Below are 13,879 nucleotides of genomic sequence, written 5' to 3'. Positions count from 1 at the left end.
TGCTTCAAGCTACCTCTGACGGGGACGCCGCTGCAGGGTGCGACCGTCCAGCCACTTGACGACCTGCCGCCCGTAAGCGCGCGGCGCCTTCGCGTGAACGCGGCCCGCCAGGTCCGCCAGACGGTCCGCGGCCAGCGCCTCGCGCATGCGCTTCTCGGCGTTCTTCATCACCGCGTGCACGGCACATACACCGCTGGTTGACCAGGGCGGCGCGTCCTCGCCAAACACCGCGCAGCGTGCGCGAATCTCCCGGCATTCGAACAGCGGCTTGTCGCCATCGATGGCATCGACGACATCCAGCACGCTGATCTCACTCGATGGCCGCGCAAGCGCAAAACCGCCGCGCGCGCCTTCCGTCGCCACCACGAGTCCCGCCTTGTGCAGCTTCGTGAACAGCTTGGCGACGTAGTCCGCCGGCACGCCTTGCAATTCAGCGAGATCGCGCACGCCGGCCTCGCGCACGCCGTGTGGCGGCTCCGCGAGATACAGCATGCAGTGCAACGCGTACTCCACTCCAGTGCTGATGTGAGCCATGTCCACTCCGACGCATCATGTCGGAGTTCAGGATAGCCCTGCTTAACCAGTCGTGCAATCCACTGATAGGCAGGGGTACGCCTTTACAGACGGCCGTCGCGAATATTTCAGATTACACGTTTGCTTACAAAGGAACACGGCTTGTCATTTTGCTAACCGCTACATTGGTCTCCATGGATTCACAGGGAGAAACCAATGAAAAGACTAGCGATCCTTGCAGCGTTGGGCGTGTTGTTGAGCGGTGCGCTGTCCGGCTGCATCGTCGTTCCGGATGGCGGCGGTTATCACCACCATCACGGCGACTACTATCGCTGACCTTACCCGTGCAGTACCCAGTCAACCTGGATTGAGCATGTCGCAGTTTGTGTTGTAGCTGATCGCGCGAACTCGCAGCGCCCAGACACGAAACAGGAGCAAACATCATGAACAAGACGAAGAAGAGTGTGTTGATCGCCACCCTTGCCGCGGCCCTGGGTTTGGGCCTCGCAAACGCCGCCTCGGCGGACACGCATCACTACGCGCCGCATCACGTCAGCGTGGGCTGGCACGGCGAACGGTACTGGGACGGGCATCGCTATTGGCAACGGCGTGAATGGGAAAGCCATCATCATCACGTAGCGCCGCCGCCCCCGCATCGTTATTGATGCATCGGGCATGCGCCTGAGTGCATGAAAAAGGCCGCAGCGATTTCCATATCGCTGCGGCCTTTCTGCATGGGCGGACGGTGCGCGTCACCAGCGCTTCGGATCGCCGCCGAGTTCCTTGCAGGTATCGTAGGCGATCGCCTGCAGCTTCGCCTCGCCGATCTGCCCCGACAACGCATAGCCCACCCGATTCCACGCCCAGTAGAAGGTGGTGCGCTGCCCGTCGCGCAGCACGCGGATCTTCGTGTCGTTGCGCCGGATGGTTGCCGTGGTCATATAGAGCGTGAGTCGTTCGCCTGCCGCGTTCTGGTACATGAACTGCGCCGCGGGCCCCTCCTCGTCCGGCAGCAGCCGTCCGCCGACCAGCTGGAAGCCGTATTCCGCCAGCGATGGAATCGTCACCGAACGGTTCAGGCGCTTGGACAGCCACGTGACGAGGTGATCCTGCTGCGACGCCGCCACTTCCACCGCGTGCCGTTGCTCGGGCGCATAGACCGCGTAGGCGATGTCGGCGCGTTCGGCAAAAGGCGGACTCGACTCGCCGAGCGCAGGCAGCAGCATGTGCAGCAGGAAGCCGCACGCCCCGCCGACCACCATGAAGCACGCGGCCAGCAGATAGCGCTCGCGCGGACGCGCCTTCAGACGGATGACCTGCGGCTCGCCCTGATCGGCGAACAGCGCGCGCAATGCATTGTCCTGCGCACGATAGGCGGCCACGGTCGCCTCGCTTGCGGGATCGTTGGCGACGCGCTGGGCCGCGGCCTCGCGCTCGCCGCCGCTCAGTTCGCCGTCGACGAAGGCGGACAGCGCCTGAAGGTCGCGATCCGGCACGGGCTGCCCGGAGTGCGCGCCGTTACCGGGTGAACGGTCTTGATCTGTCATGAGCGGCTCACCACTTTCAACGACGACGCCGAAGCCTTGCGGTTCGGTTCCTCACCGAGCAGGACCCGCATGTGCTCGCGCGCTCTCGACAGACGCGACATCACGGTTCCGGTCGGCACGTTCAACACCACGGATGCCTCCTGATAACTCATTTCCTCGACGCACACGAGCAGCATCACTTCGCGTTGTTCCACCGGCAGGCAGTAGAGCGCGCGCTGCACGTCCCGCAGCACCAGTCCGTCGACTTCTCCGCGCGGCGCGGCCATCTGCCGCCAGGGCGCGGTTTCGTCGTCCACCGCGATATCACGCCGACCACGCAGCTGATCGATATACAGGTTGCGCATGATGGTGAACAACCACGCCCGCAGATTCGTGCCTGCATGAAACGATCCCGCGCGATTCAGCGCGCGTTCGGTCGCGTCCTGCACGAGATCGTCGGCCCAGGCGCGGTCGCCCGTCAGCGCGCGTGCATAGCGGCGCAGCTGCGGCAAGTGCGCGAGGAGATCGCCTTCGAAGCTCACGTTCCGGACTTCCTTCGTCGGCACCGCAATCGCGCCGGCTGCCCCGAATCGGCCATCAGTAGCTCCCTCCGCCGGCGGGTCCGCCCGGCGCGCCCGATGAAGGCGCCGCCTGCGTTCCGCTTGCACAGCCGGCCAGCCCCGCCCCGAGGACGAGCGCGACCAGGAGCGCCGTCACTCCGATCGATCGTTTCATGATCGTGTTCCTTTCAGTGTATTGACTGGCGGACGAGCCGCTTTATTCCGCGAGCCCGTCCTGGTGCCGCGTCGTGCCGCCTTACTCAAGGCTTCACGACATGCCACACGTCGCGGAAGTTGTCGCCGTTCTTGTCGCCCGGCTTCGTGTCCTTCGCGAAACGGTACACACGCTTGCCGTCATAGGCCCACTGCTTGCCCCCGTCGGCGGCTTCCATGGTCCATTTGCCCGACGGCTTGTCGGAGTCGGCGGCCATCGCGGCGGGCCACGCCTGTGCGCAGCCGCCCGTGCAGGCGCTCGGGCTGCCTTTCGAATCCTTGTCGAAGGTATAGAGGGTCATGCCGTTTTCATCGACGGCCATGCCGTTGGCTTCCTTCGGCGCCGCCGCATGGGCGGACGAAGCAAAACCCGCCGTGAACACGGCCTGAGCGGCAAACGCGGCGACGGACATCAGGATGCGCTTCTTCATTTCATCTTTCCTTGTTGTAGAAGTATCCGTAGAACGTTCGTCAGCGCTGCACTATTCCGCGGACGATGAAATTAATCGATGCGGCAGCGCCCTCGCATCGCCAGACGGCATCCATTCAAGACCATTCGGGCGCGCTCGGCCAGTGATTCGTGATGTCACGCACGCTCAGACGCCGGCTGCCGCCGCCGTGGCGTCGCGCCAGCGGCGCGTGTCGCGCAGCGGCGGCGCACCGAACAGGCGGCTGTACTCCCGGCTGAACTGCGAAGCGCTCTCGTAGCCGACGCGATGCGCGGCGGTCGCGGCATCGGCGATATCGAGCAGCATCAGGCGGCGCGCCTCCTGCAGGCGCAACTGCTTCTGATACTGGAGCGGGCTCATCGCGGTCACGGCCTTGAAGTGATGATGCAGCGACGACACGCTCATATGCACGTCGCGCGCGATGTCTTCCACGCGCAGCGGCTGATCGAAATACTGGCGCAGCAGCTGAATGGCCTTGGCAATGCGCTGCGTCTGGCTGTCCTGCAGCGCGATCTGCCGCAGGCGCGCGCCGGAGCCGTTCATCAGCAGCCGATAGAGAATCTCGCGCTTCACCAGCGGCGCGAGGATCGGCACGTCTTCAGGCGTGTCGACGAGCCGCAGCAGACGCAGGACCGCGTCGAGCATCGAGTTGCCCAGGCGGTTCACATAGAGACCACGGGAGGCGTCGGCCTGGGTCGCGGGCGGCAGTTTTTCGTCCTGGATCAGCGAAGTGATTTCCTCGACATCCAGCTCCAGCCGCATGCCGAGATACGGCTCTGATTCACTCGCCACCGACACCTGCCCGCACACCGGCAGATCCACCGACGACACCAGGTAGTGCATCGGGTCGTACACATAGACCTCGTCGCCGACCATCAGCCGCTTGCTGCCCTGCGCGATCAGCGCGAGCGCGGGCGTCTGGATGCCGTGCTTCGGACCGCCGGGATTCATGATGCGATGCAGGGCCAGCCCCGGCACCGGCGTTTCGACCGACCCTTCGCAGCCGGCGGTGAAGCGGTCCAGCAGCGTGACGAGATCGAGGCGGGCCTGATCCAGCGCGGGATCGGCGTGGCCGCCATGCCCGCCGTTGCGTGCGTCCCGCGGCTGCTCGTGCTCCTCTTTACCGGCGAATTCGGGTGTGTCGTTCAAAGCCATGATTTCCGGACCATTTTCGAGATGGGAGAGTGCGTTCAGGATACTCGCGCGAGGGGGAGATTGCTCGGGGACACCCGATGCGTTTGCAGGAACAGGCAAGGATCGAGCAGGATCAGGCTATGACCGCGCGGCACGGCGGGACGATACTGCACTGCCGGGGCGGTTCGTCGCTAGTCCGTGGCGATGCCGCGCCCGTTCAGCCATTCGGGAGCAACCATGCGCTACAGAAAATTCGGCAATACCGGTCTTTTCGTCTCCGAACTGTGCCTCGGCACGATGACGTTCGGCGGCGGGACCGGCGGAATCTGGGACAACATCGGCCAGTTGCAGCAAGCGGATGCCGACACGCTGGTAGGCCGCTCGCTCGATGCGGGGATCAACTTCATCGACACCGCCGACGTGTATTCCGACGGCCGCTCGGAAATCATCACTGGCCAGGCGCTGAAGAACCTCAAGGTGCCGCGCGAAAACGTGGTCGTCGCGACGAAGATTCTTGGCGAAACCGGCACCAAGGGCGCCAATTCGCGCGGTGCTTCGCGCTATCACATCATCGACGGCGTCAGGGCGAGCCTGCAACGCCTGCAACTGGATCACGTCGACCTGTATCAGATCCACGGTTTCGATCCCGCCACGCCGATCGAGGAAACGCTGCGCGCGCTCGACACGCTGGTGCAGCACGGACATGTGCGTTACATCGGCGTGTCGAACTGGGCCGCGTGGCAGATCATGAAGGCGCTCGGGATTTCGGAGCGGCTCGGGCTGGCGCGCTTCGAATCGCTCCAGGCGTATTACACGATCGCCGGTCGCGACCTGGAGCGCGAACTCGTGCCGCTCCTGCAAAGCGAGAATGTCGGCCTGATGGTGTGGAGTCCGCTCGCGGGCGGCCTGCTTTCAGGCAAGTTCACGCGCGACGGCGGCAAGGAAGAAGGCAGCCGCCGCAGCAAGTTCGATTTCCCGCCGGTCAACGTGGACCGCGCTTATGACTGCGTCGACGTGATGCGGCGCATGGCCGAGTCGAAGGGCGTGACGGTTGCGCAGATTGCTTTGGCCTGGCTGCTGCACCAGAAGGTCGTGACGAGCGTGATCATCGGCGCGAAGCGGATCGAACAACTCGACGACAACATCGCGGCCACCCAGGTGAAGCTCAACGAAGACGAGCTGGCGGCGCTCGACGAAGTCAGTCAGTTGCCTGCCGAATATCCGGGCTGGATGCTCACGCGCCAGGGAGAAGCGCGTCTGAAGCAGATGAAGGACTAGTCCTCGGCCTGAAGCGGGACGACGGGCGGCCTTCCACCCGCCCGTCAGGCCTAGGGATTTACCCTCGATTCAGGGCGATTTACTGCCTTTTACCCCCTTTATCTCGAAATAAGATATTCCCTATCCCGGCTATCGCATTGCTGCATAGAAACAGTCTGTCGACACTGTACGCACAACATCACATTGCCTCTCGGAGACAAGCATGCGTACTCAAGTCGGCATCATCGGCGCGGGCCCGGCCGGGCTTCTTCTTTCACATCTGCTGCATCTGCGGGGCATCGAATCCGTCGTGCTCGAGGCGCGCAGCCAGAACGACATCGAATCGACGATCCGGGCCGGCGTGCTCGAACAGGGCACGATGGACACGCTCAATCAGGCCGGTCTGGGCGCGCGGATGCAGGCTGAAGGTGCGTTGCACCACGGCTTCGAACTGGCTTTCGAGGGACAGCGCCGCCGCATCGCGCTGACCGAACTGACCGGCCATTCGATCACGGTCTATGCGCAGCACGAAGTCATCAAGGACCTGGTCGCGGCGCGGCTGGCCGCGAATGGCGCGCTCAAGTTCAATGTATCGGACGTCTCGCTGCACGACTTCCACGGAGGCAGCGACCGCAAGCCGCGCATCACCTACCGGCACGAGGGCCGCGACGAAACGCTCGAATGCGATTTCATTGTCGGCTGTGACGGCTCGCAAGGCGTCTCGCGGCAGTCGATTCCCGAAGCGGTGCGGCAGGACTATCAGCGCATCTATCCGTTCGGCTGGTTCGGCATTCTGGTGGAAGCGCCGCCCTCCTCGGACGAACTCATCTACGCGCGTCACAACCGCGGTTTCGCGCTCATCAGCACGCGGTCGCCGGGCGTGCAGCGCATGTACTTCCAGTGCGACCCGAAAGACACGGTCGATGCCTGGTCCGACGATCGCATCTGGGCCGAACTGCACGCACGCGTCGACACCGCCGATGGCTGGCAGATCACCGAAGGCCGGATCTTTCAGAAGAACATTGTCGGCATGCGGAGTTTCGTGTCCACGCCGATGCAGTCCGGCAAGCTGTTCCTCGCCGGCGATGCCGCTCACATCGTGCCGCCGACCGGCGCCAAGGGCCTGAACCTGGCGGTGTCCGACGTGCGTGTGCTGAATGCCGCGCTTGTCGACTTCTACAAGGAAGGCAGCGGCGAGAAGCTGGCGCATTACACGGAAACTGCGCTCAAACGCGTCTGGCGCGCCGAGCACTTTTCCTGGTGGATGACGCGCATGCTGCACAAGCTCGAAGACACCTCGCCGTTTGAGCAGCGTCTCCAGGTGGCGGAACTGGAGCATGTGACGACGTCGCGTGCGGCCGCCATCGCGCTTGCCGAGAACTACGTGGGGAGCGTTGCGGTTTGAGCTTCTGTGCCCGCATGGCGCCTGCGAGGCGCCATGTGGGGGCACCTCACAGCACCGCGACCACCCGGACATCCCCCTCGACCGACGGAATCACCTGCCCGCCGACGCGCCGGAACGTGATCGTCACGTTCTTGTCGCCGAGCCGCAGGTCACCGATTTCGAGCCAGTCGATGCCCTCGGGCAATTGCGGACGATCGATGCGCACTTCGTCCTTCACCGCATCCACCGACACGCCCAGACACGCTTCCAGGATCATGAACGGCGTGCCGGCTGCCCAGGCCTGCGGCAGACACGCGACCGGGTACGCGATCGGCCGTTCGCCGCGCTGCCGCGTGAAGCCGCAAAACAGTTCAGGCAGGCGCATGTCGAAAGTGACGGCCGCCTCGAAAAGCGCCTGCAACAGACCGACTGCCGCGCCGCGATCGCCATAGCGTGCCAGACCGCGCGCGCACAGGGCCGTGTCATGCGGCCAGACCGAGCCGTTGTGATACGACATCGGGTTGAAGCGCGGCTGCCCCGCCGCCAATGTGCGCACGCCCCAGCCGGTATGGAACAGCGTGGATTCGAGCTGACGGGCAACCGCTTCGCCTCGTGTCCGGTCGACGAGATCGAAGGCCAGCAAATGTCCCGCGTTCGATGACAGCACGCGGCACAGATCGCCCTTGCCGTCCAGCGCGATGCCGTAAAAATCCATCTCCGGCATCCAGAACATTTCTTCCACCCGCTCGCGAATGTGACGCGCACGCCGCTCGAACTCGCGGGCGCGCTCTTCTTCGCCTCGTTCGCGCGCGAGACGCGCCATCGTGGAAAAGGCCGTCGATGCATAACCCTGCACCTCGACCAGCGCGATTGGGCCGATGGGAAACTTGCCGTCGGCGTGGAACACGGAATCCTGGCTGTCCTTCCAGCCTTGATTGGCCAGACCGTGTTCGGAGGCGCGCTGATAGTCGAGCAGGCCCCATGGATTCTTGTCGCAGTGGCGCGCCACCCAGTCGGCCGCGAGTTGCAGCGCGGGCCAGATTTCGTCGAGCAACGCGCGGTCGCCGGTGCGCTCGGCATAGGCACCCGCCAGCACGATGAACAGCGGCGTGCTGTCCACGCCGCCGTAATAAAGCGCGAACGGGACTTCGCCGGTGGCGGCCATCTCGCTCTTGCGCGTCTCGTGCATGATCTTGCCGATTTCCGCGTCGCGGAACGCCGAATCCTCGCGGGCCTGGTGGGCGGCCAGGAAGCGCAGGACGCCACGCGCGAGCGTGGGATGCAGCCAGAGCATCTGCAGCGACGTGATGATGGCGTCACGCCCGAAGGCCGTGGAAAACCATGGAATGCCGGCGTACGGATACGGACCGGTGTCGAGATCCGTGGTCAGCAAGCCGAGATCCGCCAGGGAACGGTCGATCCACTCGCTGAAGAGCGGATTGCTCGAACGCACGCGGGCACTGGCCCGACGCCGGTCCCGCATGCGCCGGTGCGCCTCGACGAGCGCTTCGCGGATGGCCGGCCGCCCTGATTCGGGCTCGCACTCCGCGGCTTCAGCCGCGTTGCGCTTGCTTTCCTCGCTGGCGTCGCTCAATGCGCGGGTGACAGCCGTGACGGACAGATAGACCGAGATGGCCGTCTCCGACTGGATATGCAGCGCGTAGTCGGCGCGCGAGGGCGACAGTACGTCCGGCGCCGGCGTGAACTGGATGCGCGCGGTGCGCTCCACTTCATCGAGACCGACATAGCGGAGCACGACCTCGCCGTTCTCCACCACCGGCGCGCGCAGGCTGCCGCGTTTGCCGCGTTTCGCGCCGCGCACCTCGAACATGTCGAGGAAATCCGCCTTGAAGGAAATGGACAGCGGTACCGTGGACGGCTCCGTGCCGTAGTTCGTGAGGACGATGCTTTCATGCAGCACGTGCCCGGACAACACGCGCTTGCGTTCGACGTGAATCACGCCTTCCGGCGTGCGCGCCCCGCCGATGGGCGGCAATGGGCGGTTCGTCAGATGCGCGGTGAAAACGGCGTTGTCGCTCGATACGCTGCCTGAAAGCAGTGAAGGAGCGCGGCCGCCAAAGGTCAGGACGAGTTCGGACAGCACCCGCGTGTCGTTGACGAACAGACCGTCGTCGCCGCCACGGATGTCGCCATTGGCGTCGTACACGGCGAACGTGTTGCCCGACTTGAGCACGAACTGGCGCTCGCTGGGCATGTTCGAATGCTCGGTCGGGATGAATGCCTCGTCCGTGCCGGCAGGCTTCAATTGCCCCTCCGATTGCTGCTGCTGTTGCTGTTGCTGCTGCTGTTGGCCGGGGTCCTGCTTCTGTTCCTGATTAGTCATTGCACCTTCCTGAAAGTGATCTGAAGGGTGTTCGTGAACTACGATTGAATGCACCCGGAGTGGCGCGGCATGCGCCGAACGCCCGTGCGGACGGCACCTGCATGCACCCGGTAAAGCGCTTACCCGCTATCATCGACGGTTTTTCGACTCAACCGGGCCTGACGGGTTCTCCGCGCGCAATGTCATTTCCGCATATTGATCTACTCTATTCCGCCTCGGGCCTCGCGGTGGGCTTCCTCGTCGGACTGACGGGCGTGGGCGGCGGTTCGCTGATGACGCCGCTCCTCGTCCTTCTGTTCGGCATTCACCCCGCGACAGCCGTGGGCACCGACCTGCTCTATGCAGCCGCAACCAAGACCGCCGGCACGCTGGTACACGGCCTCAAGGGTTCCGTGGACTGGCGCATCACCGGCCGGCTCGCGGCGGGCAGCGTGCCGGCAGCTGCCATCACGCTCTATTTCCTGCACGCGCACGGCATAGGCTCACCGGATACCGCCCGTCTCATTCAGGTAATTCTCGGCAGCGCACTGCTGATCACCGCCGTTTCACTCATCTTCCGCCCGCAACTCGCGCGCCTCGCCTACCAGAAGGGCCGCAGCCGTCCCGAGCGGCCGGCGCGCACGGTTGCCTGGACCGTCTTCACCGGCGCCGTGCTCGGCGTGCTGGTTTCGATCACCTCGGTGGGCGCGGGCGCGATTGGCGTGACCGTGCTCCTGCTGCTGTATCCGCGGCTCGCGACCGTGCGCATTGTGGGCTCGGACGTGGCCCACGCCGTGCCGCTGACGCTGATTGCCGGCGCGGGCCACTGGATGCTCGGTTCAGTGGACTGGGCCCTGCTCGCCTCCCTCCTCGTGGGCTCCATTCCAGGTATTGCCGTGGGCAGCATGCTCTCCTCAAAGGCGCCCGAGGCCCTGTTGCGACACGTGCTCGCCGCCACGCTGGTGCTCGTGGGAGTCAAGCTCGTTTTCAGTTGATGTTAGTCACGTCGCATGATGGTTTCCAGTCGGCCAAAAGATATAGGCCGATTCTGACCCTGCCGCATCCCGGCGCCGTTTGATTCCGTATTCGTCCTAGCCCATTCGGCCAGCTTTCGCACGAGCGGCCAATGCGGCATCATGGCCGCTCCATCGACCGCCGGGTAATACGGGCGTCTGGCGTGCGTCATCGGGCGTGTGCCGTGTCTTCACGAGGAGTCAGGCGATGAATCAGAACGACCATCCGCAGAACGAGCTTTCTGACGAGCACGCATCATCGAGAAACGAAGGCTTGGCCAGCGACGCTCCCGCGGACCCTGCGCGGCGCAGGCTGCTGGCGGCGGGCGTCGCGGGCGTGGGTTTCGCGGGGCTCACGCTCAGCGGTTGCAACCTGTTCGAGCAGAAACCGTCCACACCGAAGACAGCGGCAGACCTCGCGCTCGACCGCACGCTTGCCGCGCAGGTCAGGAACATTGTCGTGATCTACGCGGAAAACCGCAGCTTCACCAATCTCTACGGCAATTTTCCGGGCGTTCAATATCCGCTCTCGGCCGTGCCTGCGTCGCACTACACCCAGCTGGACCGCGACGGCGTCACGCCCATGCCCTCGCTGCCGAAGATCTGGGGCGGCCTCGTCCCGCAGGCGCAGGAAGTGAACGGCGTGCGTTACGCCATTTCCGAGCAGCAGATCACCGGCTTGCGCAACGGGCCGTTCCAGATTCCCGATGCAAACGGCGCACCGCTGCCCAATTCCGTCATCACGCGGGATCTCGTGCACCGGTTCTATCAGAACCAGATGCAGATCAACGCCGGACGCAACAACCAGTTCGCGGCGTGGGGCGATTCAGGCGGCCTCGTCATGGGTCATTACCAGAACTCGCCGGACACACTGAGACTCTGGGGGCTCGCACAGCAATGCACGTTGTGCGACAACTTCTTCATGTCGGCATTCGGTGGGTCATGGCTGAACCACATCTTCCTGATCTCGGCTCAGCCGCCGTTTTACACCGACGCCAGCACCGGTCCGGCAGCCAAGCTGCTGGCTGTAGTCGAAGGCGACGACCCCACCGGCTCGCGCCTGAAGCTCGCGCCGAATTCTCCGGCGTCGGCACTCGAAGGCCCGCCGAAGTTCGTCCGCGATGGCGCCCTGACCGCCGACGGCTACGCGGTCAACACCATGTTCCCGCCGTTCCAGCCGAGCAACGTGCCCCCTCCACCCGGCGGCGATCCGCGTCTGGCGGACCGGGCCAACGCGCTCGTGCTGCCGCCTCAGACCTACGCGAACATCGGTGACCGGCTGTCCGCGAAGAACGTCGACTGGGCGTGGTATAGCGGTGCATGGCAGTACGCGCTGGAGCATCGCGACACCGGCGCGGTGCCGGATTTCCAGTATCACCACCAGCCTTTCAACTACTTCGCCAACTACGCGCCCGGCACGGCAGCGCGCGCCCAACATCTGCGCGACGCCGGCCTCGGCGATGACCCGTCCACGAACAGGCTGCTCGCTGACATCGACGCTGGCCGCCTGCCCTCTGTCACGTTCTACAAGCCGCAGGGCAATCTCAACATGCATGCGGGCTATGCGGACGTCGCATCGGGCGACCGCCACATTTCGAATGTCATCGAGCATATCCAGCGCGGGCCGCAGTGGCAGAACACCGTCATCATCGTCACTGTGGACGAAAACGGCGGCTGGTGGGATCACGTGTCACCGCCGAAGGGCGACCGCTGGGGACCGGGCTCGCGCATTCCCGCCCTGGTGATTTCGCCGCTTGCGAGAAAGGGCTACGTGGATCACACCGTTCACGACACCAACTCGATCCTGCGCTTCATCTCGCGCGTGCATGATCTTGAACCGCTGGATGGCGTCATCAGACGAGACCGGGCGATGGCCGAACGTGGGCAGGCGCCGCTCGGCGACCTGACCACCGCGCTCGACCTGACCTAGCGCCGGTCATATGCCGCTAGTCCCGCTCGATCCACGCGCGCGCGGCTATCTCGATCAGATAGCCATAGTGCAACGCGTTCACCGGCACCACGGCGCGCGCCGGCTTCCACGCGCCGAAGTGGCGCGCGTAGATCTCGTTGAACGCCTTCCAGTGTTCGACGCCTGCGAGGTACACCGTCACTTCGATGCAATCGCCGAGGCTTGCGCCCGCCGCCTCCAGCACGGTGCACAGATTGGCGAGCGTCTGCTCGGCCTGCTCTTCGAACGGGCGATCGCCGGTATGCGTGCCGTCCGGACGCACGGGCAACTGGCCCGAGACGCAAACGAGATTGCCCGCCCGCGTCGCGTGGCTGTAATGGCCTGCGGGCATGGGCAGACCAGGGGCGTTGATGAGTTCAATGGGTGGCATGGCGTGCTGTCAATTGATGTCGATGATGAGGAAAGCGCCGGTCCACGAAAACCAGGCACGTGCAAACAAAGAGCGATTCGAACACATTGGATTCTTGATCTGCAGTCAAGTTTGATTTGAAACTATCGCTGTTTTTGCGAAAGTCGAAGCGGTTCATACTCGCTTCATCGATTCTGAATCATTCAACTGGAGCAAGAACATGAACATTTTCATCACGGGTGCGGGCGGGTTCATCGGCGGTTCAATCGCCGCCGGGCTTGCGCGTGACGGACATCGCGTCCGCGGACTCATCCGTCGCGCCGAACAGGCCGGCGACTTGAAGCAACTCGGCATCGAGCCGGTAATCGGCAGTCTGGACGACACCGCCGTGCTCGCCGCCGAAGCCCAAGCCGCCGACGCCGTCATCAACGCCGCCAGCAGCGATCATCGCGGCGCGGTCGAAACGCTGCTTGGCGCGCTCGAAGGCTCGAACAAGCCGTTCCTGCATACGAGCGGATCGAGCATCGTCGGGGACGCGTCGGGCGGCGAGGCATCCGAGCGGATCTACACCGAAGACGATCTGCCCGAACCGACAGCCGACAAGGCGCCGCGCGTCGCCATCGACCGTCTCGTGCTCGACGCCGCCAACCGCGGCGTGCGCTCGGCCGTGTTGTGCAACACGCTGATCTACGGCCATGGCGTAGTGCCCGGCGCGTGCAGCGTACAGTTGCCGCGCCTGGAAAGACAGGCGCGGAAGAGCGGCGTTGTGCGCCACGTCGGCCGGGGCCTGAATATCTGGTCGAACGTGCATATCGACGATGTCGTGGAAGCCTACCGGCTCGCGCTCCAGAAGTCGCCCGCGTGCACGTTTTATTTCATCGAAAGCGGTGAAGCGCAATTCCGCGACATGACCATGGCAATGGCGCGTGCGCTCGGACTGCGCGGACCAGAAGACTGGCCGCTGGAGGAAGCGATCAAGGAATGGGGCTATGAAATGGCCTCGTATGGCCTCGGCTCGAACAGCCGCGTGCGCAGCCAGCGGATCCGTGAAACGCTCGGGTGGCAGCCGAAGCGGACGTCCGTGATCGAGTGGATCGAAAACGAACTCGTCACCAAGGCGGCGTAAGCACGGATAGCGTTGAGCGCCCCAGTGCGCGGCAAACTGGCTTGACCAATTTGCCGCGCAGGC

14 protein-coding genes are annotated in these 13,879 nt (G+C 64.4%); 6 read left to right on the top strand and 8 right to left on the bottom strand.

The features are described from left to right. Window positions 1-9: 9 nt before the first annotated feature. Complete coding sequence (locus tag QCE62_RS30220; protein WP_309926226.1) at window positions 10-534, bottom strand: Rrf2 family transcriptional regulator; 525 nt, start codon at window positions 532-534, stop codon at window positions 10-12. A 422-nt stretch (window positions 535-956) separates the two neighbouring features. On the opposite strand from QCE62_RS30220, the gene QCE62_RS30215 reads away from it, so the two are divergent. Next, window positions 957-1,178 (top strand): hypothetical protein, encoded by a 222-nt coding sequence (locus QCE62_RS30215; protein WP_309820084.1) that lies wholly within the window; start codon window positions 957-959, stop codon window positions 1,176-1,178. 87 nt (window positions 1,179-1,265) lie between these two features. On the opposite strand, the gene QCE62_RS30210 is transcribed toward QCE62_RS30215, so the two are convergent. The 5 genes from QCE62_RS30210 to QCE62_RS30190 form a co-directional block, all read right to left on the bottom strand. Beyond that, window positions 1,266-2,060: an anti-sigma factor gene (locus QCE62_RS30210; protein WP_309926223.1), complete on the bottom strand. Its 795-nt coding sequence runs from the start codon at window positions 2,058-2,060 to the stop codon at window positions 1,266-1,268. Further along, on the bottom strand, window positions 2,057-2,581 hold the full coding sequence (locus QCE62_RS30205) for an RNA polymerase sigma factor (RefSeq protein WP_309820080.1): 525 nt from the start codon (window positions 2,579-2,581) through the stop codon (window positions 2,057-2,059). The genes QCE62_RS30210 and QCE62_RS30205 overlap by 4 nt, the downstream gene beginning before the upstream one ends. A 55-nt stretch (window positions 2,582-2,636) precedes the next feature. Continuing rightward, a complete protein-coding gene (locus QCE62_RS30200; RefSeq protein ID WP_309926221.1) occupies window positions 2,637-2,774 on the bottom strand; it encodes a hypothetical protein in 138 nt (45 codons plus the stop codon). Between the two features lie 85 nt (window positions 2,775-2,859). Beyond that, a complete protein-coding gene (locus tag QCE62_RS30195; RefSeq protein ID WP_309820075.1) occupies window positions 2,860-3,243 on the bottom strand; it encodes a hypothetical protein in 384 nt (127 codons plus the stop codon). 165 nt (window positions 3,244-3,408) lie between these two features. Then, complete coding sequence (locus QCE62_RS30190; RefSeq protein WP_309926219.1) at window positions 3,409-4,416, bottom strand: AraC family transcriptional regulator; 1,008 nt, start codon at window positions 4,414-4,416, stop codon at window positions 3,409-3,411. 216 nt (window positions 4,417-4,632) lie between these two features. Between QCE62_RS30190 and QCE62_RS30185 the strand changes: the two genes are divergently transcribed. Continuing rightward, window positions 4,633-5,673: an aldo/keto reductase gene (locus QCE62_RS30185; RefSeq protein WP_309926217.1), complete on the top strand. Its 1,041-nt coding sequence runs from the start codon at window positions 4,633-4,635 to the stop codon at window positions 5,671-5,673. A gap of 202 nt (window positions 5,674-5,875) precedes the next feature. Next, window positions 5,876-7,057, top strand: a complete 1,182-nt coding sequence (locus QCE62_RS30180) for a 4-hydroxybenzoate 3-monooxygenase (RefSeq protein ID WP_309926215.1) — start codon at window positions 5,876-5,878, stop codon at window positions 7,055-7,057. Between the two features lie 46 nt (window positions 7,058-7,103). Here the strand turns inward: QCE62_RS30180 and QCE62_RS30175 are convergent, their stop codons facing one another. Beyond that, window positions 7,104-9,380 carry an amylo-alpha-1,6-glucosidase gene (locus QCE62_RS30175; RefSeq protein WP_309926214.1) on the bottom strand — a complete coding sequence of 759 codons (2,277 nt, stop codon included), beginning with the start codon at window positions 9,378-9,380 and terminating at the stop codon, window positions 7,104-7,106. 179 nt (window positions 9,381-9,559) lie between these two features. On the opposite strand from QCE62_RS30175, the gene QCE62_RS30170 reads away from it, so the two are divergent. Both QCE62_RS30170 and QCE62_RS30165 read left to right on the top strand, forming a co-directional pair. Then, on the top strand, window positions 9,560-10,354 hold the full coding sequence (locus tag QCE62_RS30170) for a sulfite exporter TauE/SafE family protein (RefSeq protein ID WP_309927505.1): 795 nt from the start codon (window positions 9,560-9,562) through the stop codon (window positions 10,352-10,354). 226 nt (window positions 10,355-10,580) lie between these two features. Further along, window positions 10,581-12,302 (top strand): acid phosphatase, encoded by a 1,722-nt coding sequence (locus QCE62_RS30165; protein WP_309926213.1) that lies wholly within the window; start codon window positions 10,581-10,583, stop codon window positions 12,300-12,302. A gap of 16 nt (window positions 12,303-12,318) precedes the next feature. On the opposite strand, the gene QCE62_RS30160 is transcribed toward QCE62_RS30165, so the two are convergent. Then, window positions 12,319-12,711 (bottom strand): RidA family protein, encoded by a 393-nt coding sequence (locus QCE62_RS30160; RefSeq protein ID WP_309926211.1) that lies wholly within the window; start codon window positions 12,709-12,711, stop codon window positions 12,319-12,321. 199 nt (window positions 12,712-12,910) lie between these two features. Here QCE62_RS30160 and QCE62_RS30155 point away from each other — a divergent pair, with 199 nt between their 5' ends. Next, window positions 12,911-13,816 carry an NAD-dependent epimerase/dehydratase family protein gene (locus tag QCE62_RS30155; RefSeq protein WP_309926209.1) on the top strand — a complete coding sequence of 302 codons (906 nt, stop codon included), beginning with the start codon at window positions 12,911-12,913 and terminating at the stop codon, window positions 13,814-13,816. Window positions 13,817-13,879: the final 63 nt, after the last annotated feature.

The sequence above is a fragment of the Caballeronia sp. LZ033 genome (assembly GCF_031451265.1).
Taxonomy (GTDB): domain Bacteria; phylum Pseudomonadota; class Gammaproteobacteria; order Burkholderiales; family Burkholderiaceae; genus Caballeronia.
The sequence above is the reverse complement of the archived record's forward strand: the minus strand, read 5'-3'. Positions and strand labels throughout refer to the sequence as shown.

Coding starts and splice junctions, on each gene's coding strand:
- QCE62_RS30220 (WP_309926226.1), bottom strand. CDS start 534: ATGGCTCACATCAGCACTGGAGTGGAGTACGCGTTGCACTGCATGCTG.
- QCE62_RS30215 (WP_309820084.1), top strand. CDS start 957: ATGAACAAGACGAAGAAGAGTGTGTTGATCGCCACCCTTGCCGCGGCC.
- QCE62_RS30210 (WP_309926223.1), bottom strand. CDS start 2,060: ATGACAGATCAAGACCGTTCACCCGGTAACGGCGCGCACTCCGGGCAG.
- QCE62_RS30200 (WP_309926221.1), bottom strand. CDS start 2,774: ATGAAACGATCGATCGGAGTGACGGCGCTCCTGGTCGCGCTCGTCCTC.
- QCE62_RS30195 (WP_309820075.1), bottom strand. CDS start 3,243: ATGAAGAAGCGCATCCTGATGTCCGTCGCCGCGTTTGCCGCTCAGGCC.
- QCE62_RS30190 (WP_309926219.1), bottom strand. CDS start 4,416: ATGGCTTTGAACGACACACCCGAATTCGCCGGTAAAGAGGAGCACGAG.
- QCE62_RS30185 (WP_309926217.1), top strand. CDS start 4,633: ATGCGCTACAGAAAATTCGGCAATACCGGTCTTTTCGTCTCCGAACTG.
- QCE62_RS30180 (WP_309926215.1), top strand. CDS start 5,876: ATGCGTACTCAAGTCGGCATCATCGGCGCGGGCCCGGCCGGGCTTCTT.
- QCE62_RS30175 (WP_309926214.1), bottom strand. CDS start 9,380: ATGACTAATCAGGAACAGAAGCAGGACCCCGGCCAACAGCAGCAGCAA.
- QCE62_RS30170 (WP_309927505.1), top strand. CDS start 9,560: ATGTCATTTCCGCATATTGATCTACTCTATTCCGCCTCGGGCCTCGCG.
- QCE62_RS30165 (WP_309926213.1), top strand. CDS start 10,581: ATGAATCAGAACGACCATCCGCAGAACGAGCTTTCTGACGAGCACGCA.
- QCE62_RS30160 (WP_309926211.1), bottom strand. CDS start 12,711: ATGCCACCCATTGAACTCATCAACGCCCCTGGTCTGCCCATGCCCGCA.
- QCE62_RS30155 (WP_309926209.1), top strand. CDS start 12,911: ATGAACATTTTCATCACGGGTGCGGGCGGGTTCATCGGCGGTTCAATC.